General features: G+C 35.9%; 16 protein-coding genes and 1 pseudogene. 10 read left to right on the forward strand and 7 right to left on the reverse strand.

Translation table 11 applies throughout. From position 1 onward, the window contains the following. Positions 1 to 2: 2 nt before the first annotated feature. The 6 genes from BARBAKC583_RS02980 to BARBAKC583_RS03005 all read right to left on the reverse strand — a co-directional run bounded on the left by BARBAKC583_RS02980 (position 3) and on the right by BARBAKC583_RS03005 (position 10,930). On the reverse strand, positions 3 to 1,031 hold the full coding sequence (locus BARBAKC583_RS02980; RefSeq protein ID WP_005766818.1) for a zinc-binding dehydrogenase: 1,029 nt from the start codon (positions 1,029 to 1,031) through the stop codon (positions 3 to 5). A gap of 27 nt (positions 1,032 to 1,058) precedes the next feature. Beyond that, the gene (locus BARBAKC583_RS02985) at positions 1,059 to 2,354 is read right to left on the reverse strand and encodes a beta-ketoacyl-ACP synthase (protein ID WP_035453156.1); all 1,296 of its coding nucleotides are present in this window, start codon (positions 2,352 to 2,354) and stop codon (positions 1,059 to 1,061) included. A gap of 18 nt (positions 2,355 to 2,372) precedes the next feature. After that, the gene (locus BARBAKC583_RS02990) at positions 2,373 to 2,942 is read right to left on the reverse strand and encodes a hypothetical protein (protein WP_005766821.1); all 570 of its coding nucleotides are present in this window, start codon (positions 2,940 to 2,942) and stop codon (positions 2,373 to 2,375) included. A gap of 10 nt (positions 2,943 to 2,952) precedes the next feature. Continuing rightward, entirely contained in the window at positions 2,953 to 3,237 is a 285-nt protein-coding gene (locus BARBAKC583_RS02995) for an acyl carrier protein (RefSeq protein WP_005766822.1), read from the reverse strand. A gap of 193 nt (positions 3,238 to 3,430) precedes the next feature. Beyond that, positions 3,431 to 5,764 carry an NADP-dependent malic enzyme gene (locus BARBAKC583_RS03000; RefSeq protein WP_005766823.1) on the reverse strand — a complete coding sequence of 778 codons (2,334 nt, stop codon included), beginning with the start codon at positions 5,762 to 5,764 and terminating at the stop codon, positions 3,431 to 3,433. 534 nt (positions 5,765 to 6,298) lie between these two features. Then, positions 6,299 to 10,930 (reverse strand): coiled-coil domain-containing protein, encoded by a 4,632-nt coding sequence (locus tag BARBAKC583_RS03005; protein ID WP_005766824.1) that lies wholly within the window; start codon positions 10,928 to 10,930, stop codon positions 6,299 to 6,301. 868 nt (positions 10,931 to 11,798) lie between these two features. Between BARBAKC583_RS03005 and hfq the strand changes: the two genes are divergently transcribed. The 4 genes and pseudogenes from hfq to BARBAKC583_RS03030 all read left to right on the forward strand — a co-directional run bounded on the left by hfq (position 11,799) and on the right by BARBAKC583_RS03030 (position 15,416). Continuing rightward, entirely contained in the window at positions 11,799 to 12,038 is a 240-nt protein-coding gene (hfq, locus tag BARBAKC583_RS03010; RefSeq protein WP_005766825.1) for an RNA chaperone Hfq, read from the forward strand. 54 nt (positions 12,039 to 12,092) lie between these two features. After that, positions 12,093 to 13,469 carry a GTPase HflX gene (gene hflX / locus BARBAKC583_RS03015; RefSeq protein WP_005766826.1) on the forward strand — a complete coding sequence of 459 codons (1,377 nt, stop codon included), beginning with the start codon at positions 12,093 to 12,095 and terminating at the stop codon, positions 13,467 to 13,469. A 230-nt stretch (positions 13,470 to 13,699) separates the two neighbouring features. After that, positions 13,700 to 14,190, forward strand: a pseudogene (locus tag BARBAKC583_RS07075) (P-loop NTPase family protein); the annotation flags it as partial. A 149-nt stretch (positions 14,191 to 14,339) separates the two neighbouring features. Continuing rightward, positions 14,340 to 15,416: a COX15/CtaA family protein gene (locus BARBAKC583_RS03030; protein WP_005766830.1), complete on the forward strand. Its 1,077-nt coding sequence runs from the start codon at positions 14,340 to 14,342 to the stop codon at positions 15,414 to 15,416. A 20-nt stretch (positions 15,417 to 15,436) separates the two neighbouring features. On the opposite strand, the gene argC is transcribed toward BARBAKC583_RS03030, so the two are convergent. Further along, positions 15,437 to 16,372 (reverse strand): N-acetyl-gamma-glutamyl-phosphate reductase, encoded by a 936-nt coding sequence (gene argC, locus BARBAKC583_RS03035; protein ID WP_005766832.1) that lies wholly within the window; start codon positions 16,370 to 16,372, stop codon positions 15,437 to 15,439. Between the two features lie 307 nt (positions 16,373 to 16,679). Here argC and glyA point away from each other — a divergent pair, with 307 nt between their 5' ends. The 6 genes from glyA (at position 16,680) to nusB (ending at position 21,213) form a co-directional block, all read left to right on the forward strand. Next, positions 16,680 to 17,978: a serine hydroxymethyltransferase gene (gene glyA, locus BARBAKC583_RS03040; protein ID WP_005766834.1), complete on the forward strand. Its 1,299-nt coding sequence runs from the start codon at positions 16,680 to 16,682 to the stop codon at positions 17,976 to 17,978. 25 nt (positions 17,979 to 18,003) lie between these two features. Continuing rightward, complete coding sequence (nrdR, locus tag BARBAKC583_RS03045; RefSeq protein WP_005766835.1) at positions 18,004 to 18,486, forward strand: transcriptional regulator NrdR; 483 nt, start codon at positions 18,004 to 18,006, stop codon at positions 18,484 to 18,486. Then, positions 18,479 to 19,603 carry a bifunctional diaminohydroxyphosphoribosylaminopyrimidine deaminase/5-amino-6-(5-phosphoribosylamino)uracil reductase RibD gene (ribD, locus tag BARBAKC583_RS03050; protein WP_005766837.1) on the forward strand — a complete coding sequence of 375 codons (1,125 nt, stop codon included), beginning with the start codon at positions 18,479 to 18,481 and terminating at the stop codon, positions 19,601 to 19,603. Before nrdR ends, ribD begins: the two co-directional genes overlap by 8 nt. Next, positions 19,585 to 20,202, forward strand: coding sequence for a riboflavin synthase (locus BARBAKC583_RS03055; RefSeq protein WP_005766840.1), 618 nt, complete (start codon positions 19,585 to 19,587; stop codon positions 20,200 to 20,202). Before ribD ends, BARBAKC583_RS03055 begins: the two co-directional genes overlap by 19 nt. A gap of 84 nt (positions 20,203 to 20,286) precedes the next feature. Next, on the forward strand, positions 20,287 to 20,745 hold the full coding sequence (locus BARBAKC583_RS03060) for a 6,7-dimethyl-8-ribityllumazine synthase (protein ID WP_005766842.1): 459 nt from the start codon (positions 20,287 to 20,289) through the stop codon (positions 20,743 to 20,745). Positions 20,746 to 20,748: 3 nt separating this feature from the next. Further along, complete coding sequence (gene nusB / locus BARBAKC583_RS03065) at positions 20,749 to 21,213, forward strand: transcription antitermination factor NusB (protein WP_005766844.1); 465 nt, start codon at positions 20,749 to 20,751, stop codon at positions 21,211 to 21,213. Positions 21,214 to 21,241: the final 28 nt, after the last annotated feature.

The raw sequence follows: 21,241 nt of genomic DNA on the forward strand, positions 1-21,241 counted from the left end.
ATTTAATCGATTTTGAGAATAATTTTACCAAAAACATCACGCTTTTCCATTCTTTTTAAAGCAACATCAATGTCATCAAAATGAACAATTGTATCAATAATAGGATGTATAATTCCTTGTGCCATTTTTTGCATAGCATTTGCCATATTTTCCATACGACAGCCAAATGAACCAAATATTTTAAGTTGTTGCTGAAACAGTTGCATTAAATTCATAGGAGCGGAAACACCAGAAGTAGAACCACAAGTCACCAAACGTGCTCCTTGTTTCATGCACAACATAGAACCTGCCCATGTATCAGCACCGACATGTTCAAAAACAACGTCAACACCTTTTTTTTGAGTTAATTTACGGACTACACCTTCAAAGCGGTCTTTACGGTAATTAATAACATAATTTGCTCCAAGGGATTGTGCTTTTGCAATCTTGTTATCGGAGCCCACAGTTGTAATAATTGTACATTTCATAGATTTTGCGATCTGAATAGCAGCTGAGCCAATACCAGAACCACCAGCATGTATAAGAATTGTTTCTCCAATTTGTAATTTTGCATTGTCAAAAAGCATATGTTCTACGGTACCAAAGGTAACTGGAGCAACAGCTGCTTGTATTTCATCACATTCTGAAGGTGCTGGCACGAGCAGACGTGCTGGAAGATTAATGAGTTCACAGGCAAATCCATCTAGGTGAAAACCATGTACACCTTTTACATGACTGCAGAGATTGTCATGCCCTTTATGACAAGCTTGACACAGACCACAGGTGTGAGCACCATAAATTGAGACGAGCTGTCCAAGTTGCAAATTATCAACACCATTTCCCAGCTGAATAATTTCACCTGAAGCTTCTGCACCTATAGTGAGAGGCATTTTCCTTTTAGCAAAGGCCATACCACGCCATCCCCACACATCGATATGGTTAAGAGCAACAGCTTTTATACGCACTGTTACTTCACCAGGGCTAGGAGGGGGTGGTAAGGCGATATGGGTTATTCCAACTTGGCGCTCATTAAATAATTGCAGTGCACGCATTATCATCCCCTTTTATATGATAAAAAATTAATTTTTTTTATGAAAAAATTTTTCTTTATAGGCGGTGATGACAAGACTACTATTTTGACCACCAAAACCAAATGAATTGGACAAAATCGCATTCACACGAGTGTTACGGCTGTAGTTGGGAACAACATCTAAAGGGATAGCAGGATCAGGATCATCGTAATTGATTGTAGGAGGGAGAATTCCTGATTGGATGGTTAAAAGCGAAAAGACAGCTTCTATAGCGCCTGCAGCAGTTAATGTGTGCCCAATCATTGATTTATTCGAAGAGACAGGAATATGTTTTAAAATATCACCAAATATTGCTGATAATGCCAGATATTCCATTTTTTCATTCTCGGGTGTTGAGGTGCCATGTGCGTTGATGTAATCAATTTCATTGATGGTCATTTTTGCGTCAGCTAAGGCTTTTCGCACTGCTTCAGTTGCTGGTGATGCATCAGGTTTTGAACGAGTACGGTGAAAATCATCTGCTGTTTCTCCACAGCCAGCTAAAATGCCTAAAATTTTTGCTTTACGATTTAAAGCACTTTCTAGAGATTCAAGAACAAGAGTACCTGATCCTTCTGCCATGACAAAGCCATTTCGATCATGGCTAAAAGGTTTTGCGGCTTTTTCTGGGGGATCATTGTGGGTTGAAAGAGCTGATAATAAAGAAAAGCGAATAAGGGATTCTGCTGAAACTGAACCATCTGTAGCAATTGTTAGTGCACGATCTGTTTCGCCCCGTCGAATAGCTTCAACACCTAATTGAATTGCTGTTGCTCCAGATGCACAGGCAGTTGAGAGTGTAATGGGGAGTTTTTTTGTGCCAAATTTTTCTTGAAGATTTTCTGCAATTGCTCCAAATTGAGTAGTTTCAAAAAGTTCTTTCTGGGGATTACGACTACAAATTTCAAGAAGATGCGCATAGGAAGGTTCAATGTTAAAGGTTTCTAATTGGTCAAGAGCGAAACGTGCTTTCCATTCAAGTTCAACAGGAGGTGCAGCTAAAAACAATGGTCCATCAAAATTTTTCTTGTCGAGACCTGATTGTTCTAAAGCCTCTTCTGCTGAAAGATAAGCTAATTTTTCAGAGAGAGCTGCAGCACCAATTGTACTTTCTTTAAGAAAATCAATTGTGCCTGCAATATGTGTATTTAATCCTTCAACAGGAAAACGCGTTATTTTATGGATACCGCTAACGCCATTGATTAATTTTTGCCAATTTTCCTGCTTTCCTTGCCCTAGCGATGTTATAACTCCCGCTCCGGTTATTGCTACCAGTGGGCGTCCGAGATGGTCGTTATACTTCATCATAGAGATACTCTCTCTTTAAACAGCGGTGAGGCGTGCCATACCTTCAGCTCTTTTTATACCAATTGTTGTGACAAATACTTCATGAACTTCTTTTAAAAATGACTTTTCATGAGTGCTTAGTGTTGGAAAGCTACTCTTTTTTTTGACAGCAATAGCAGCCAATGCAAGTGCTAGAGGAAATTGCGCTTCCCGTAGATAACCAAACAATGTTGTAACACCACGGTAAGATATATTGGCATCATCGAGTATATTTTGTTCTATTTTTGTAATTTCATTAAATCCTGAAGCAGCTGAAATTGCAAAAGAAGATTGAGCCTTCATCATTTTTAGCATTTTAGAAATTGTATCTTTGAGTGGTTTCTTTTTTCTGTTTGTTTGATCCGTTTGTCGTTGATCGCTTCGTTTTGGAATTTGCTGATTCCAATCAACGCTGGTTAACTTATGAACAGTGTAAGGTGAAAAATTTATACAATCGAGATTTGGTGTAACCGTAGGATCATTCAATTTATTCCAATGATGATCAACTCCTTCACCCAAAGAGCTTATCAATCCTATACCAGTAATAAATACAGCTTGATTTTGCATAATAAAAAAATTAATTAGCCCGCTTTAAAATAACGAGTTCATCAATTTTTTCGCAAAGGTTCTTAAGAACAAAGTATTTTTCGGTTGCAACGGAACCTTCATTAACTTCCTGAGTCCATTGTTCGAGAGGAACTTTAATTCCAAAAGCTTTATCAATAGCAAAAACAATATCAAGGAAATCGAGGCTATCAATTCCTAAATCATCGATTGTATGACTTTTAGGTGTGATAACACTACGATCAATTTCACTGATTTCTGAAATAATATCAGCAACTTTGTTAAAAGTAGAAGACAATATGCAATTCCTTATTATGGTTTATAATTTTACAGAAAAACTTCGATACTACGTTATCTAGCTTCTGTTTTTTTGAAAAAAAGACTTAATCAGAAATACAATTGTCTTTTTGATTGAAGGTAGGCTTTCAGTGAATAGGCTATTGTAGCTAAAATGTCTAAAAAAAAATTCTTAAATTTTACTTTAATAAGGATCACTTATCTTTATTTATTTTATTATGAAATTTTTTTCTATTTGCAGCAAGCACTGCAAGTGCTGTCATATTGACGACTCCTCGTGAGGTTACTGAAGGTGTTAGTATGTGGACAGGACGTGCTGCACCAATTAAAATAGGACCCACATGAAGTGAATCGGTTAGATGTTTAACAATATTGAGCGTGATATTAGCTGCATCAAGTGTTGGGAAAACGAGAAGATTAGCCTCGCTTTTGAGGCGTGAATCAGGGAAAATGCGATCACGAAAAATTTTCGATAGTGCCGCATCGCCTTGCATTTCTCCATCTGCTTCCAAATCTGGGTACAATTTAGCAAGAATTTCGGTAGCACGACGCATTTTACGTGCACTTTCTGTATCTTTAGAGCCAAAATTTGAATGCGATAATAATGCTGCTTTTGGTGTTATACCAAACGCTTCAACTTCTTGTGCTGCTAACACAGTCATTTCTGCTATTTCCTCTGCAGAAGGATTTTCGTTAACATAAGTATCTGTTAGAAAAAGAACTCTGTCTGGAGAAATAAGCAGACTAACAGAAGAAAAATGACTGATATTTGAATCAAGTCCAATAATTTGTTCGATTAACTGAAAATTACGTTCAAAATGTCCTTCTAAACCGCAGATCATGGCATCAGCTTCTTCGCGCATAACTGCAATAGCTGCAATAGCTGTTGTTGATGTCCTTACAATTGTTTTTGCAACTTCAGGTGAAACGCCACATCTAGCGGTATACTGAAGGAATAAATTGACATAATCACGGAAACGTGGATCATTTTCTGGATTTATGAGCTCAAAATCTATGCCAGGAAGAATTTTTAAACCAAAACGTTTTAATCTCGCTTCTATCACATGTGGGCGGCCAATGAGAAGAGGAATAGCGGTTTGTTCTTCAAGAACAATCTGTGCTGCACGAAGTACGCGTTCATCCTCACCATCAGCATAGATTACGCGTTTGCGTTTTGCTGCTTTTGCTGCTGCAAAAACAGGCTTCATCGTGAGACCGGAACGAAAAACAAAACGTTTAAGGGTGTCGTGATAAGCAGAAATATCTTTAATTGGTCGAACAGCTACATTCGTTTTTATTGCTGCTTCAGCAACAGCAGGAGCAATGCGCAATATTAAACGTGGATCAAAAGGTGAAGGGATAAGATAATCTGGGCCAAAACTGGGCGCTTCTTTTGAATAAGCACGTGCTACAACATCTGAGGATTCTTCGCGGGCAAGGTTAGCAATAGCATGAACTGCTGCTACTTTCATTTCTTCATTAATTGCGATAGCACCGACATCTAGTGCACCACGGAAGATATAAGGAAAACAGAGGACATTATTGACCTGATTTGGGTAATCAGAACGTCCTGTGCAGATCATTGCATCTGGTCGAACCGCACGTGCTTCCTCTGGCATGATTTCTGGCGTTGGATTGGCAAGTGCTAGAATTAAAGGATTCGAAGCCATTTTTTTCAGATATTCAGGTTTTAAAACGTGGCCTGCAGAAAGACCTAAAAAAATGTCCGCATTTTCAATGATTTCGGATAAGGTTCGTGCATCAGTTTTTTGCGCATACTTGACTTTCCAGCGATCCATAAGTGTTTTACGGCCTTCATAAACAACACCCTCCAAGTCGCTAAGCCAAATATTTTCAACTTTTGCTCCTAGGTGAACTAAAAGATTAAGACAAGCCAAGGCTGCAGCACCTGCACCTGAGGTAACTATTTTTGCATCTTCAATTTTTTTCCCAGAAAAATTTAGTCCATTAAGTACAGCAGCAGAAACAATAATGGCAGTTCCGTGTTGGTCATCATGGAAAACAGGGATATTCATTTTAGCGCGAAGTTTTTCTTCAATTTCAAAACATTCAGGCGCTTTGATATCTTCGAGATTAATACCACCAAATGTTGGTTCCAATGAGGATACGATTTCTACCATTTGTTCAATATTTGGCGCATCGAGTTCAATATCAAAAACATCAATATTTGCAAATTTTTTGAATAAAACAGCTTTTCCTTCCATAACTGGCTTAGAAGCAAGCGGACCAATATTTCCTAATCCAAGAACAGCGGTTCCATTTGATATAACGGCTACTAAATTGGAACGAGAAGTATACTGAGCTGCAAGTTTTGGATCATTATGAATTGCAAGACATGGCGCGGCAACACCCGGAGAATAAGCAAGTGCCAAATCACGTTGATTACCAAGAGGTTTTGTCGCTTGTATTTTTAATTTTCCAGGTTCTGGATATTGGTGATAAAAAAGCGCTGCGCTGTTGAATTCATCTTCTTGTAAGCTGCCGTTACTATTTTGTTTTTTAGACATTTTATTATATCCAAATTAATGTACTTTTATATAAGCGATGCTAGTATAAGGGTAAACATATATTTACACTCTTTTTATTACTAGTATATTTAAAATGGAGAGCAAGCAACTTGAGTGATAAAGGCGATTTGCTCGTTTTTGATTGATCAAAGTGAAAATAATTGCCTTATAGTTAAGGCTGTATTAAATTTTGTAAAATGTGTTTAAAAACATAAAATCAAATACTTAGTGAAAAGATAGTGAATATGTTAACAACTCTTAATGAGTATTATTCAAAATAAGGGACTTTATTAGAAAATATCAGTTAAGTCTTCTAAAGTGGGTATTAAAAATAAAAAATTATTGTGTAAATAGTCTGATATGATTGCTTGCTCAATTATTAAAATTATTTTGATTCTTCTACGTCAAAGATTTTTTGGAAACAGTTACAAATATTTCTCTGTCTTTCAATTTAGCGTAAAAAAATCTTTTACAAAAGATTTGTGATTTACGTATAAATTAAAGAGAGCAAAAGGGATTGCTCTTCTTCTTTTCTCATTTAATGCGTCCGCTTGCATGGGCAAGTATAGTGTAGACCTTTCCACTATCTGATACCAGATAGTGCCGAGCTGAGTTCATATCCTTAGTATCCCGAGATACATCGCGTAATAATTTTTCAAAGTCGATAATATATTGATTGACTGCATATTTAAAATGAGGATCATTCATATATTTTTGCTTAATTTTTTCAAATATAATTTGCCCACTTTTAGTGTAAAGGCGTTCTGTCACAATGTTATTTTGTCCACGCTTATAATGATTCCACAACTCGACGATAGCATCGTGATTAATAGATTTTATAACACTAGCCGCTAATGAATGAAGAGACTTATTCATTAAACGAGCTTCTGTCTTCACTTGTGAAAGAGTCGAGTTATCATCCATTTCTTCGCGTGATGTTTCTGCAGACGAAGCTCTTGCTAGGAGATTTGACACCCACTTATTTTTGTTTATTTTATTTTGGTCTTTTTGTAAATTAGACGTTGATGGTACTATTTTCTTTATAAGGTTAGAGGAGGTACCATTATCTTTATTAGACGTCAACGATGTAAGAGGTTTTGGCGTTAATCGATTTTCTTTTTTCTTTTTATTATCACTTTGTACAACATTTGCTAAATCCTTTAACTTTGTAACTTCTTCATCTAGAGCATAGCGGATTGTATTTGTTGTTCCTTTGACTTTTTCCGGAAGCTTTTGAATAGTTTCATTTACATCATTATTGACTTTAGAAAGTTCTAATCGAATTTCATTGGCTGAGCGGCGTATATCTTCTGCAGCTCCTGAGAAACACGTCGTAGCCTCATTAATGATCTGATTTAACGTTTGTTGTAATAATTGTGTAGAATTGCGCGTATTTTCATCAGTTCGCTCAAATGCCAGGTTAAGAACATTTTCATAATGCTCAATCAGCTGATTAACTTCATCAGATTTTGCAATAAGGCTATTGCTTAATGTAGATAGCGCATTTTGTCTTTTTGTAAGTGTTCCATCGAGCATATTTTCTGATTTTTCGAGATTGTTAATGACTTCAGAAAGTGTCTTAGCATGTTCACCAAAGTTATTTGTTACATCACTAATTTTTTCAAATGTGTTGCGTACAAACTTTTGCAGAATTTCCATATTATTGCTGAGTTCTTGATTTGCATCTGACAAATATTCAGCTACTTGGTTGGTATTCTGAAAGAAATTATTTGCAGTTTCATTAAATTGACCATCAATATTTTGAACTGTTGATATTAAAACATCACTATTTTCGTGAATATTGCAAATCGATAGATTTAATTGTTTAAGGATCGATGAAATATTATTAATAAGGTCTTCTTTCACAGCAGTCATGGTCTGAATAGTTTCAGAGCCTGTCTCCGTTATAATGTTCACTAAAGATTGATTTTGCGCAAAAATTCTCTTTTCAGACTCTTCTGCTGAGAGGGAAAGTTGTTCACCAACGTGCTGTGTTAAATTATTGAGTGATTCAGCTGTATGTTGCACAACCTGATTTAAATGATCTGTTAACTCTGCCAATTGCTCAACATGTCCTGAAATTTGAGCAGCTGTTTGGTTGTTTGTTGCTTCTAAACTGTTGCTAATATTAGTAAGTCGATACTCTAAATTATTTTCAAGTTCCTGTATAGAATTATAAAGAATGCCGGAACGTTCAGCCAATAATTGTTCAATTGCTGTTGTTGAAGTGTTTACAACTTCACTAAACAATGTTTGTGCATTTTGGCTAGTATCCTGAATTGTTTGTTCAATATTTAATACAACACGATTACCAGATTCTAAGATCATATTTTCTGCTTTTTCAGCAACATCAGAAACAGATGAAATAAATTTATGTCCAGTAGAAAGGATAGAGTTTTCTGATTTTTCTACCTGATCAGCTATGATTGATGCTAACTCATGAGAAAAATTGGAAAGCTTTTCTTGTACTTTATCTGTTTCATCATGTAGTGATGAAAGCATTTGTTCACCCGTAGAAGAAATAATATCAGATGCTTGTATAATCTTATCTTGTAAGCTGTCTGTGACCGTATTAACGGAATTTTCTAACGTAACACGCATATGATCGACGCTAGCGTCTAATGCATTTTGGACGTCTTTTTGGTACTCATTATTGAGCATGATAGATGTTTTTAAGCTATCAGAGTTCTCTTCAAGCACAGATGTTTGTAACTGAATAGTCTCACATACTTGGCTCAATTTTTGGGATAATGTTTCTTCTAACATACTTGCATGTTCAAAAATTTGACGTGCACGATTTTCTAAATCTTCATCGAATGATCCCATACGCATTTCAAGAGATTCAAAGAGAACTCCGTTCGAATGAGAGAGAGTATCTCTTAGAATTTCGGTATGATCCTCAAGGTTTTTGATGTGATTTTGAACAGTTTCAGTAATAGCCTTATTATTATCAACAATTGCGCTTTCAACTAAATCCATTTGCTGCTTTAAAGCGACATTAACATGTATATCACTTTTGGCGATGATATTATGGAGCCCTTCCATACGTTCTTCAAGCGCATTTACTTGATCTGCAAGAATTTCGTTAAGAGAAAAGCTATTAATAGCTAAAGAGTCACGCAAAGCATCAGCACGTATATCAATATTTCTGGTGTGGGTTTCTAAAGCATCTTTAGTAGTCTCGCAACTTTGCGTAATAGTTTCTTGTAGTTTATCTATGCAATGGATTACATTTGTTACATGATTTTCAGCATGAAGATCAATAGTTTGAACATTATCAATTAAAGTCTTTTCAATATTTGAAACACTCTGTGTTAATGTCTCAATCTTATCTTGCAATGTATTAGCGATTTTATCTTTTTCACTGCTGAGCATTTCAGACATCATATCTCTTTGGTCAGCAAATTGTACTTTGAATTCCTGCGAACGCTCTTTTATAACATCAACAATCATATTATCAATATGTGCGATTTCTTCTCTTAGCAGCTTTTTACTTTCATCAACAGCAAGAAGAATATCATCATGTCCGCGTGTAAATGTACTTGCAATGTTAGCTGTTGTTTCTTCAAGATTTGCATTAATTTGCGAAGTATGAGCTTCCAAAAATAACTCAAGCTTTTCAGCATTATCTTCTATGGCTTGACTGCGGCAAATGAAAGCGTCGATAATAGAATTACTGTGTTCTCTAAGAGATAAATCAACTTTTGCTAAACGGTTTTCAAAGGCTTCAATTGCCTCTGAAGTTATATTATCAAATTGAGAAGAAATTTTATTAGCCTGTTTGTCAAGCTGTATGATTTTTTCATCAAAATCCTGCAATGACTCGTTATGGCGATCAATAATTGCTTGATCTAATATTTTAAATTTATCGTCGATTCTAGATAAAGTTTGATCTGTTGCAGTTTGTATATGCGTTGCAATTTCAGCAATATGCATTTCAGCTCTAACGGCTGTTTCATTAAATGTTTTTTCTAATTGCTTTTCATTATCATTAAAATGCTCTGAAAAACTATCAAGGTTTCTTCCTAATGCATGAAAAAAATCTTCATTTCTCTGCTGCATTTGTTCAGTTGTTGCGTTAAATTTTTCAACAAGCTGACTTGTTACACCATTACCTATATGTGAAAGTTTTGCAATCAAGTCTTCTCCCTGTTGTTGCAAAGTTTGAGAAAGGGTTCGCGCAAGACTTTCAACATTGGTTGCAATTTGGGATGTCACCAAACTAAATTCATCACTGAGTTGTTCTTGTGTTCCTTTAATTGTTGATTGTACACGATTAGCATGATTCAAAATTGCTGTACGTTCGTTACTCAATTCTTTAATCAACGTGTGAATACGCGATTCATTTTCAGAGTAAGCATGTTCAAGACTACGAACTTCACCTTGTATAATAGCTTCAAATTCAATTGCACGCCCGAGAATATGCTCAATTTCCTCGTTCATTGCAGCCACTTCTTTGCGAATCGTTTGTCCTATAACAATGGCCTGCTTCTCAGATAAATTCTGAGAGTCATTATTAAGATGCTGTGCAGCATTTGTGATAAGAATAGCAATATTACGCAATTCGTTTGAGCGTTTTGTCAATTGGGCAAAGCCCCAAGACATAAAGATAGGAATTGCGGTTCCTGCTGCTACAGCAAGTCCAGTAGGTGATGTAATAAAGGTGATAATATTTTCTAAAGAATTTAGTCCCTCAGGGGCTAAATGCTGAGCGATAAAAGCACCTCCTGTTGCCCATAAGGCACTGAGTGCTGTAGTATTCCAATAGATACGAGAGGTAGAATTATTCTTTAGTGATATAGAATTTAAAGGTGTTGTTATATCATCATTAGCGGGAAGGGGGTGCGAAGATAATAACGTATTGTGCACAGTTCCACCCGAGAGCCCATCTGTAGGTTTTGGGCCAAAAAGCTGTTCAACAACAGATCCATCAATAACGGCGCTATCATGAATATTCGAAGCAAGAATTGAGGTACCGTTTTCGGTAATAATTTCTTCTTCTGCTGTCGCTATTCTCTCAATTAAATCGTCTATCCTGGTAGGATCTGTGGAGTCATCTGGTGACATTTTCTCAATTTCTACACCATCAAAGTCATAGTTCATTGCTTTTTCGAGAGCTTCTTCAACCTTAACTTCAAATGTTTGCAGCTTAGTTCTGCTTGTCATATTTGCCTCATACTCTACAGATTGAAAAGAGATACATCTTCCAGACACATTTTATAATATATTAACTGTTTATTCTGCAGAAAGAAATATATTCAAAGCAAAGTTTTAAAGTTTATGAAGATAAAGTTAATATCGTTCTCATTTCTCATTTTAAAATAGCCGTACAGTTCATTAATACAGTGTAATATGCAATCATAATTATGGTAAAATAGTGTTCATAACTTAAAAGAGGATACTGGTTTGATGCAGAGATTTTGTTTCATAATTATTATTATGAACTTAAATAATAGAATAAACATAATTTTAAAATGAAGAAATTTATGGCTTCTTAATTCTATTTTTAAACATAGGGATTAAAAATGGAATTGGGGAGAGGAAGAAGTGGTCGCTAAATAAAAGGATTTTTTGAGCACTTTATCCAGATATTTCAATTATGGTAAGAATAATACACTCATTCTTACATAGTTAAACAGAATTTGTAAAATGAATACCTTGGTTTCAGAATAGGGTGCATATTCTTAGCACACGGGGGAAGGTTAATTTATCCTATGTACCTTATAAATTTTATTTTGCTTTAAACAGGAAATAGTGGAGAAAATTTTAAATAATTAATTAATGAGCTCATTAATATATCTATTTTACAAAAAAAATCATTTAGATTCAACATTTTGTAAGAAGAAAGCCTTTAGAATTTTTTGATATTTTCCTGACCATGATGTTTAGTGTACATAAATTACACATATTTCCTTATGATAAGTAGGATTTTGTTAGATTTTTTTTACGCTAATAGATTGACAATTGAAGATTTTTCAGTCGATATGCATTTAACGAATGTTTTTATGCAATTCGCAATAAGGGTGTAAGGGCAATGGTAGAACGATCACAACACCTTCAGGATGTATTTTTAAAGACTGTTCGCAAGCAAGAAATTTCTCTTACAATTTTTCTCGTGAATGGCGTTAAATTAACGGGTATTGTAACGTCATTTGATAATTTTTGTATTCTTTTGCGTCGTGATGGACATGCGCAATTGGTTTATAAGCACGCTATTTCTACAATTATGCCGGGTCAGCCTATAAAAATATTTGAAGGTGAGGGGTGTGAATAAACAGCCTGTTTTTATAGATTTTTCATTCTTTTTAAAATTACTATTTCAGCTATCATGATGGATGTAAATGAGGGATGTGGAAGATTTATTTCACAGGTCTTAAAACGAGGGCGCACTGTTATTTTTGTACCAGTTTATCATGGAAACAAAAATGAAAAAATTGCAAATGAGCGTTCAGTATCTTCCCGAGTAAAAGAGGCATTAGGATTAGCACGCGCTATAGGGCTTGATGTTGTTCATCATGAAATTGTTAATATCACCACACCACATCCTTCGACTTTATTTGGATCAGGTAAGGTAGAGGAATTTAAACAAGTATTATCGCATTTTAACGAGCCTCGTATTGCTGTTTTAATCGTGGACTATTCTCTGACACCAGTCCAGCAGTGTAATTTAGAAAAATTGTGGAACTGTAAAGTTATTGACAGAACCGCTCTTATTCTTGAAATTTTTGGCGATCGTGCACAGACGAAAGAGGGAGTGCTGCAAGTTGAATTAGCGTATTTATCTTATCAAAAAGGCAGGCTTGTTCGTAGTTGGACACATTTGGAAAGGCAGCGTGGTGGTCATGGTTTTTTGGGTGGTCCTGGTGAAACGCAGATTGAAGCGGATAGGCGTATTTTACAAGATAAAATTGTTCGTGTTCGCCGCGAATTAAAAACAGTTATTAAAACGCGTGCTCTTCATAGAGCGAATAGAAAAAAAACGTGTCATCCTGTTATAGCTTTGGTAGGATATACCAATGCAGGAAAATCAACGCTTTTTAATCGTTTAAGTGGTGCAAATATATTAACAAAAGATATGCTATTTGCAACACTTGATCCAACTTTACGCAAAATCACTCTTCCTTATGGAAAAACTGTTCTCTTATCTGATACTGTAGGTTTTATTTCTAATTTACCAACTCATCTGATTGCAGCTTTTAGAGCAACTCTTGAAGAAGTAATTGAAGCTGATTTAATTATTCATGTAAGAGATATATCAGATCCTGATCATCAATTTCATGCTCAGGATGTCTTAGAAATACTTTCGAGTCTTGGTATAGATATTAACGATAAGGGGCGTATTATAGAAGTTTGGAATAAAATTGATATATTGGATCAGCATGTATTGAATGCTTTGCAAATGAATACAAAAACATTGTTAAATCCTGCATTAATGGTGTCTGCTCTTACAGGAGAAGGATTAAAGCAATTATTAATAACTATTGAAAAATTGATTTCCGGAGAGATGCAAAATATTGAGTTTGTTTTAAGACCTGAGTCAATGTCATTGATTGATTGGTTTTATAAAAATTCTGGAAAAATAGAACAGGAAAGCCATGATGATGGCTCTATTACTATTAAAGCAGTTTTAACCTGTGAAGCAAAAAAACGGTTTGATCGTATCAAAAGAAATTATACGTCAAAATCTCATCTGAAGTCTTATTAAATGAGATCGTTGTAATTTTTAGATTTTTTCTAATCAAGAAAATAATACAACTTTAAATTAAGAGGATGATTACTTCTTTCTTTTAATAAAGAAATATGAAGTATTTTTTCGGTTACAATAAAGATGAATCTTAAGTGCGATAAGGGATTGTTGGTATGTATAGTACCACGGAATATTTTAGTTATTCTCTTATCAGCAGGGTTATTTATATTTTTGATGTGATTGTATTATTTTTAAAATCTCACTCTTCAGCGGTTATTTCAATAATTGAACCAGAAGCTGCGCGAATAGCAGCAAAATTATCTCTTCATCTTATAGAAGATAGAAAAACAGTTTTGTTGGTAGATATCTCAGGTCAGAAAATAGAGAAAGTAATTGAACCACACAGGGGATTAAGCGATATTTTAATAGGTAATACGCAATTGCAAGACGTTATTTATCGTGATTACGATGCAGAGGTTGATATACTTCCACGGGGGCTAGCAAGTGCTATCCGTGCGCAAGATTTTTCGCATGAAATTCTTAGTAGCATACTTGAAGGATTTTAAAAAGATTACGATTGATCATTTTGGAAATAGGTAACGAACCTAAATATGGCTTTGAGCAAATTGCGCGGTCAACAGAGTATTATATTTGTGGTGTTGCTCTTAATGAATATGACTGGATGATACAGATGGCATCTAGATTTCCAGGGAATATTTATCGCGTAATTCCATCTTAAATATTACACAATGAAAATGATGATTATATATTATAGCAAAGATATTTGATTTTTCACGAAGGATCGTTCACATTATTGAAAAAGTTAAAATTTAGTATTTAGAGCTGAAAAGTATTTGCCAGTAGGGGATAAATTGGAGGCAATAACAAATGGCAATAAAGAAATTAAATAATATCACTTTAACGCCACTACAAAAACAAAATAGGAAAAAGATTCAGGTGTGGCTCTATACTATTTTATTGCTTTGCTTCGCAATCGTTTTAGTAGGAGGCGCTACGCGTTTAACGGGTTCTGGGTTATCAATTACTGAATGGAAGCCGATTCATGGTGTGATCCCGCCAATTAGTATCAATCAATGGCAGGAAGAATTTTTAAAGTATCAACAAATAGCCCAATATAAGGTGCTTAATCGTGATATGACCTTAAATGCGTTTAAGGTCATTTTTTGGTGGGAGTGGGGACATCGTGTTCTTGGACGTTTTGTTGGTCTTGTAGCTTTATTAGGCTTAGTTTTGTTTTGGGTTACCAAGCGTATTGAGAAAAATATTTTTCTTCAGCTTCTTACTGTGCCAATTCTAATTGCCATGCAAGGTATTATCGGTTGGTGGATGGTTGCATCAGGCCTTGGTCAAAGCAATCTGACAAGCGTTAGTCAGTACCGTTTAGCCATTCATCTTATAGCTGCATGTCTTGTGATTATTTTTGTCACATATTTATCCCGAGGTTTAGCAGAATATTCAGAAAAACCAGCAAATCAAGGGGTTCAACATTTTGCAGGTTGGCTTGTATTTCTTATTTTAGTTGAAATCTATTTTGGTGCTCTAGTAGCAGGTCTTCACGCGGGTAAGGTCTATAATACATGGCCATTGATGGATGGACAAATTTTACCAGATGGATTATTGAATTATGATCCAGTTTGGCTAAATTTTTTTGAAAATCCTTTAACTGTTCAATTTGTTCATCGTTGTTTTTCTTATTTTTTATTTATTACAGCGGTTATTCATGCTCTATATGTACAGAAAAGTGTACCGCATTCAGCTCATGCTCATCGTGCAATTTTTTTATGCATAATGATTGTTATGCAAGCATTTTTAGGCATCATAACATTATTACATGAAGTGCCAATCAGTTTGGGGCTTATTCATCAGGGGGGTGCATTAGTTGTCTTGTGCTTCTCTGTGATGCATTGGCGGGCAACAAAAGGAGCTTACCGTGTTGTTGAATAGGAATTTGTCTTAAGAAAAATTCAGCTATCTAAAAGCATTAAGTTAAGATTTTGAACAGCTGCTGCAGATGCGCCTTTTCCTAGATTATCTAACACAGCACACAGATTGAAAATCCCTTCACGTTCATCACCGAAAACAAAAATTTTCATATTGTCTTTATGAGCTAAGCATTCTGGGTCTAATCTAGTTAATGTTTCAGTTTCTTCTTGTGATGCAATTGATACGATATTTTGCCCCTCATAATGAGCCTTGAAAATTTCACGCAAATTAGAGCAGTTAGCTGATTTTGTAAATAAATGACGATGTAGGGGAAGATTTACAATCATTCCTTGCGGGAAACGACCGACACTTGGCACAAAAATAGGTGTTTTATTGATCCACCCATGGATTTTAATTTCTGACAGGTGTTTATGTTTGAGATTAAGGCCATAAACAAAATAATTGCTTTGCAGAGAATCTTGTTGAGATTGGTTTTCTATTTGTGCAATCAATAGTTTACCGCCACCCGTGTAGCCAGAGACAGCATTAATGGATATTGGGTAGTGAGCGTCTAGAAGACCTGCTTCGCGTAATGGTCGAAGCAAGCTGATTGCACCAGTAGCGTAACACCCAGGATTGGCAACATAACGGGCTGCTTGAATACATTTTTTTTGTTCTGCTGTCATTTCAGGAAAACCATAAACCCAATCTGTTGCAGTACGGTGTGCTGTTGAACTGTCAATAATTCTAATTTTTTTATTATTTTTAAGCAATTTTATTGTTTCGCGTGCAGCATCATCTGGAAGACATAAGATAGCAATATCTGCTTGATTAAAATAATCATATCGCAGATCAATGTTATGCCGATCTACATGAGGAATTGAGAGTAATTCTAAATCAGAACGCGCTGCTAGTCTCTTTTGTATTTGAAGCCCGGTTGTTCCATGCTCACCATCAATAAAAATTTTTGTTGCCATTACATCTGCCTTGAATCAATCTCTTCGCTATCAAATTTAGCTTACAGCACTGCATTTAATTTACATGATTAAAGATTTGAATACTATGAATTTACTTCGTTTGCATAAAAAATGTTGCAACAAAGATTCAGCAATTGTTTTGCATCATTTATTTTTGTTACGCTGAAATTAGCATTTACATGACATAAGACAACCATCTTGCTGTGTTTATAATTTGGGAGTGAAAATGTGACTCAAGATATTTGGCTTGTGTAGTGTGCTGTGTTACTGTCCAATTACTCTATTTCTTTAGTGTTAGGATATGTTTATGATTAAGAGAGAAAATGACCTACAACAGTGCTTTTTTAATGATACCTTGCAGACCGTTGATGCTGCAGTTTTTGATGCAGTTAGTGGTGAGCTTCGACGTCAATGTGATGAAATTGAGTTGATTGCATCAGGAAATATTGTTTCAAGAGCAGTGCTTGAAGCACAAGGATCTGTTTTGACCAATAAATACGCGGAGGGTTATCCAGGAAAGCGTTATTATGGTGGCTGTCATTTTGTTGATCGCATTGAAGAGCTAGCTATTGAAAGAGCAAAGAATCTTTTTGGTGCTGCGTTTGCTAATGTTCAGCCTAATTCTGGGAGCCAGATGAATCAGGCTGTGTTTTTAGCTCTTCTTCAGCCTGGTGATACATTTATGGGGTTAGATTTGAGTTCTGGTGGTCATCTTACCCATGGCTCACCCGTTAATATGTCAGGAAAGTGGTTTAATCGTATTGCTTATGGTTTGCGTCAAGAGGATCAATTACTTGATATAGAGTCCGTTGAGCGTCTTGCAAAAGAGCATAAGCCAAAACTTATTTTTGCAGGTGGCACAGCTTATTCACGTATATGGGATTGGAAACGCTTCCGGGAAATTTCAGATGAAGTTGGGGCTTATTTAGTCGTTGATATGGCTCATATTGCAGGTTTAGTTGCTGGTGGTGTTCACCCATCACCTATACCACATGCACATATTGTTACCACTACAACGCATAAATCACTCCGTGGTCCTCGTGGTGGTATGATATTGACGAATGATGAAGTTTTAGCCAAGAAAATTAATTCAGCAGTTTTTCCTGGTCTTCAAGGTGGTCCTTTAATGCATGTGATTGCTGCTAAGGCTGTTGCATTAGGGGAAGCTTTACAACCTGCTTTCAAAGACTATGCTGCCAAAGTTGTTGCTAATGCTAAAATTTTAGCAGAGAACCTACAAAATAATGGTTTTACGATTGTTTCTGGTGGTACAGATAATCATTTATTGTTAGTTGATTTACGTAACAAAAGCCTAACAGGAAAACACGCAGAGTTAGCTTTGGAGCGTGCTAGTATTATCTGCAACAAAAATAATATTCCTTTTGATCCTCAGTTACCATCTATAACTTCAGGTATTCGTTTGGGTACACCTGCTGCGACAACACGTGGTTTTGCAGAAAATGAATTTATTCAAATTAGTGATTTAATTTCAGAAGTTCTTGATGGCCTAACAATAGCAAAAAATGATGATGAAAATTTTTTAGTTGAAGCAGCTGTTAAGAAAAAGGTAAAAAATATAACAGATAATTTCCCTTTTTACTCTTAACTTTGTACTTATTGAGGCATAAAAGATGCGTTGCCCTTACTGTCAATGTGAGGATACACAGGTTAAGGATTCACGCCCTGCAGAAGAAGGAGCGGTAATTCGTCGTCGGCGTGTGTGTTCTGTTTGTGGTGGTCGTTTTACGACTTTTGAGCGTGTTCAATTACGTGAGCTTTTGGTTTTGAAGAAGAGTGGTCGACGTGAGCTGTTTAATCGTGATAAATTAATGAAATCGGTTGATTTAGCAATGCGTAAACGCAATATTGATCCTGATCGTATTGAACGAGCGATTTCTGGTATTGTGCGCCGCCTTGAAAGTCTCGGAGAACCTGAGATAGCTTCAGAGAAAATTGGGTATCTTGTTATGGAATCTTTAAAGAGAATCGATGATATTGCTTATATTCGCTTTGCTTCGGTATATCGCGATTTTCGTAATGCAAGTGATTTTCATGACATTATCGATGAATTGTCAAAAGATGTAGCGGATATAGAATCTTGTTTTGATGAATAAAAAAGCACAAGACTGTCGATTTATGGCCGCAGCTATTCGTTTGGCAGAGCGTCATGTCGGCCTTACTAACGAAAATCCTTCTGTTGGTGCTTTAATTGTGCGAAATGATAGTACAGGACCATTTATTGTTGGCTATGGCGTAACAGCTCTTCGTGGAAGACCCCATGCTGAAGTGCAGGCTTTGCAGATGGCGGGGCCATTGTCTAAAGGGGCTACTGCTTATATTACCCTAGAGCCTTGCGTGCATTATGGAAAAACTTCACCATGTGTTGATTCACTTATTGATGCAGGTATTGCACGGGTTGTTATTGCTCTAATTGACCCAGATGAGCGAGTTTGTGGTCGTAGTATTGCTCTTTTACAAGCTGCTGATATTGAAGTTGTTAAAGGGGTTTTAGAAAAAGAATCCTCTGAAATGTTAAGTGCTTATTTATGTACCAAGAAGTTGAAACGTTGTGAAGTAACTTTAAAGATGGCAATCTCTGCAGATAATGGTGTAGGAAAAAAAGGGCAGGGAGGGGTAAAAATTAGTGGAGCGACTTCTCATACATATACACATATTTTGCGTGCTCAACATAATGCTATAATGGTTGGTATTCGCACTATATTAGCAGATGATCCGCAATTAACTTGCCGTTTGCAAGGGCTTGAAATGCGTTCGCCTATACGTGTTATTTTAGACAAAGATTTACGTATTCCAATGGATGCAAAAGTTATTCAGACAGCAACACAAGTTCCTACGTGGGTTATTTGTGATGCCACTCTTTCAAATCAAAGCAAAAAAATGAAATTAGAGCAATATGGTGTATGTGTGCATTCGATAGAAATAAGCAATAATTTTATGCAACCTCTTGCTATTTTACAACTTCTTTGTCAGCTTGGAATTAATAGCGTTTTGCTTGAAGGAGGAGCAGAGACAGGAGAAAAATTTTTAAATGCTGGTTGTGTAGATCATTTAATATGTTTTTATGCGTCAGTTATTTTAGGTGAAAATCGTATTAAGGCTCCTTATTTTGAAACTTACCTTTCGGAATTTAATGAAATTGAGACGAAAATGTTAGAAAACGACCGTTTGCGTAGATGGAGGCGTAAGATATTATGTTCACAGGGATTGTAACGGATATCGGTTGTGTTGAAGAAATTCAACCTTTGGCACAAGGAGTGCGTTTAAATATTTCGACTCATTATGACCTAGAAAATTTAAAAGTTGGTGCATCAGTTGCATGTTCAGGTATTTGTTTGACAGTTGTTGAATGTGCATCAACACAAAAGAATTCTCATTGGTTTGCTGTAGAAGCCTGGGAAGAAACATTGCGTTTGACAAATCTTTCACAGTGGAAAAAGGGGACTTTTGTTAATCTAGAACGTTCATTACGGCTTGGTGATGAAATGGGTGGGCATCTGGTTTCTGGTCATGTGGATGGTTTAGCCGAGATCATTGATCAGAAAAATGAAAGGGATATGGTTTATTTTCGTTTACAAGTTCCAGAACAGTTAGCGCCTTTTATTGCACAAAAAGGTTCTGTTGCACTTAACGGTACATCTTTGACCATTAATTATGTTGAAGATAATGTTTTTGATGTTCTTATTATTCGTCATACACTTGAAATGACGACGTGGGGGCAAGCTAAAGTTGGAGATCAAGTGAATTTAGAAGTTGATCAGTTTGCTCGTTATGCTGCTAGACTTTTTAATTTTAAAATAAAAGATGAGTGATCTCAAAAATTATCATACTGTTTTGGATTTGATATTGCGTCATTTCAAATATTTTTTATTCATTTTTTTTCATGAAAGTTTTTTATGACTCAAAAATTACATATAAATCCGCACTTGTTGATTGTTGAAGCACGCTTTTATAATGAGATTTCTGATGAGCTTCTTGCCGGTGCAGTGAGTGTTTTGCAAAAATCTGGAGTAAGTTATGATATTATAACAGTTCCAGGAGCATTAGAAATTCCTGCTGCAATAGCTTTTGCTGAAAAAGATAAGACAGTATTTTATGATGGTTATGTAGCACTTGGTTGTGTTATTAGAGGTGAAACATATCATTTTGAAATTGTTGCGGATAACTCTTGTCGCGCCTTGATGGATTTAACTGTTCATCAACAATTGGCTATTGGAAATGGTATTTTAACCGTCGAGAATGAAAAACAAGCATGGGCACGTGCAAAACAAGGTGAAAAAAATAAAGGTGACTTTGCTGCAGAGGCCGCTTTATGTATGATCGCTTTAAAGAAGCGATTTGGAGATAATCGTTAAGTTATGACTAATATAAAATATTCTCCATGTTTGGTTAATAAACGTGGAGCAGCAAGGCTTGCTGCGGTGCAGGCTCTTTATCAAATGGATATAGTTGGCACTGGTGTTATGGAAACAGCAGCTGAGTATGAAGCTTATCGTTTAGGAAAAGAGATTGATGGTGATCAGTATCTTGATGCTGATTTTCAATGGTTTCGAGCTATTATTGCTGGTGTTGTACGAGATCAAAAGAAACTTGATCCTATGCTTCATCAACAGCTTTCTGAAGAGTGGTCACTTTCACGATTGGATTCAATATTACGAGCAATTTTGCGTGCAGGCTTGTGGGAGTTGATAAACCGTAAAGAGGTCCCTGTTGCAGTTATCATAAATGAATATGTTGATATAGCAAAAGCATTTTTTGAAGATGGTGAACCAAAACTTGTGAATGCAGTTCTTGACAATACAGCAAAAAACAGTCGTGCATAAAAAACGTAACACGATCGCGATATAACTA

The organism is Bartonella bacilliformis KC583 (genome assembly GCF_000015445.1).
Lineage (GTDB): Bacteria > Pseudomonadota > Alphaproteobacteria > Rhizobiales > Rhizobiaceae > Bartonella > Bartonella bacilliformis.

Coding starts and splice junctions, on each gene's coding strand:
- BARBAKC583_RS02985 (WP_035453156.1), bottom strand. CDS start 2,354: ATGAAGTATAACGACCATCTCGGACGCCCACTGGTAGCAATAACCGGA.
- BARBAKC583_RS03060 (WP_005766842.1), top strand. CDS start 20,287: ATGACTCAAAAATTACATATAAATCCGCACTTGTTGATTGTTGAAGCA.
- nusB (WP_005766844.1), top strand. CDS start 20,749: ATGACTAATATAAAATATTCTCCATGTTTGGTTAATAAACGTGGAGCA.
- BARBAKC583_RS03030 (WP_005766830.1), top strand. CDS start 14,340: ATGGCAATAAAGAAATTAAATAATATCACTTTAACGCCACTACAAAAA.
- nrdR (WP_005766835.1), top strand. CDS start 18,004: ATGCGTTGCCCTTACTGTCAATGTGAGGATACACAGGTTAAGGATTCA.
- BARBAKC583_RS02980 (WP_005766818.1), bottom strand. CDS start 1,031: ATGCGTGCACTGCAATTATTTAATGAGCGCCAAGTTGGAATAACCCAT.
- BARBAKC583_RS03055 (WP_005766840.1), top strand. CDS start 19,585: ATGTTCACAGGGATTGTAACGGATATCGGTTGTGTTGAAGAAATTCAA.
- argC (WP_005766832.1), bottom strand. CDS start 16,372: ATGGCAACAAAAATTTTTATTGATGGTGAGCATGGAACAACCGGGCTT.
- BARBAKC583_RS02990 (WP_005766821.1), bottom strand. CDS start 2,942: ATGCAAAATCAAGCTGTATTTATTACTGGTATAGGATTGATAAGCTCT.
- hfq (WP_005766825.1), top strand. CDS start 11,799: ATGGTAGAACGATCACAACACCTTCAGGATGTATTTTTAAAGACTGTT.
- glyA (WP_005766834.1), top strand. CDS start 16,680: ATGATTAAGAGAGAAAATGACCTACAACAGTGCTTTTTTAATGATACC.
- BARBAKC583_RS03000 (WP_005766823.1), bottom strand. CDS start 5,764: ATGTCTAAAAAACAAAATAGTAACGGCAGCTTACAAGAAGATGAATTC.
- BARBAKC583_RS03005 (WP_005766824.1), bottom strand. CDS start 10,930: ATGACAAGCAGAACTAAGCTGCAAACATTTGAAGTTAAGGTTGAAGAA.
- ribD (WP_005766837.1), top strand. CDS start 18,479: ATGAATAAAAAAGCACAAGACTGTCGATTTATGGCCGCAGCTATTCGT.
- hflX (WP_005766826.1), top strand. CDS start 12,093: ATGATGGATGTAAATGAGGGATGTGGAAGATTTATTTCACAGGTCTTA.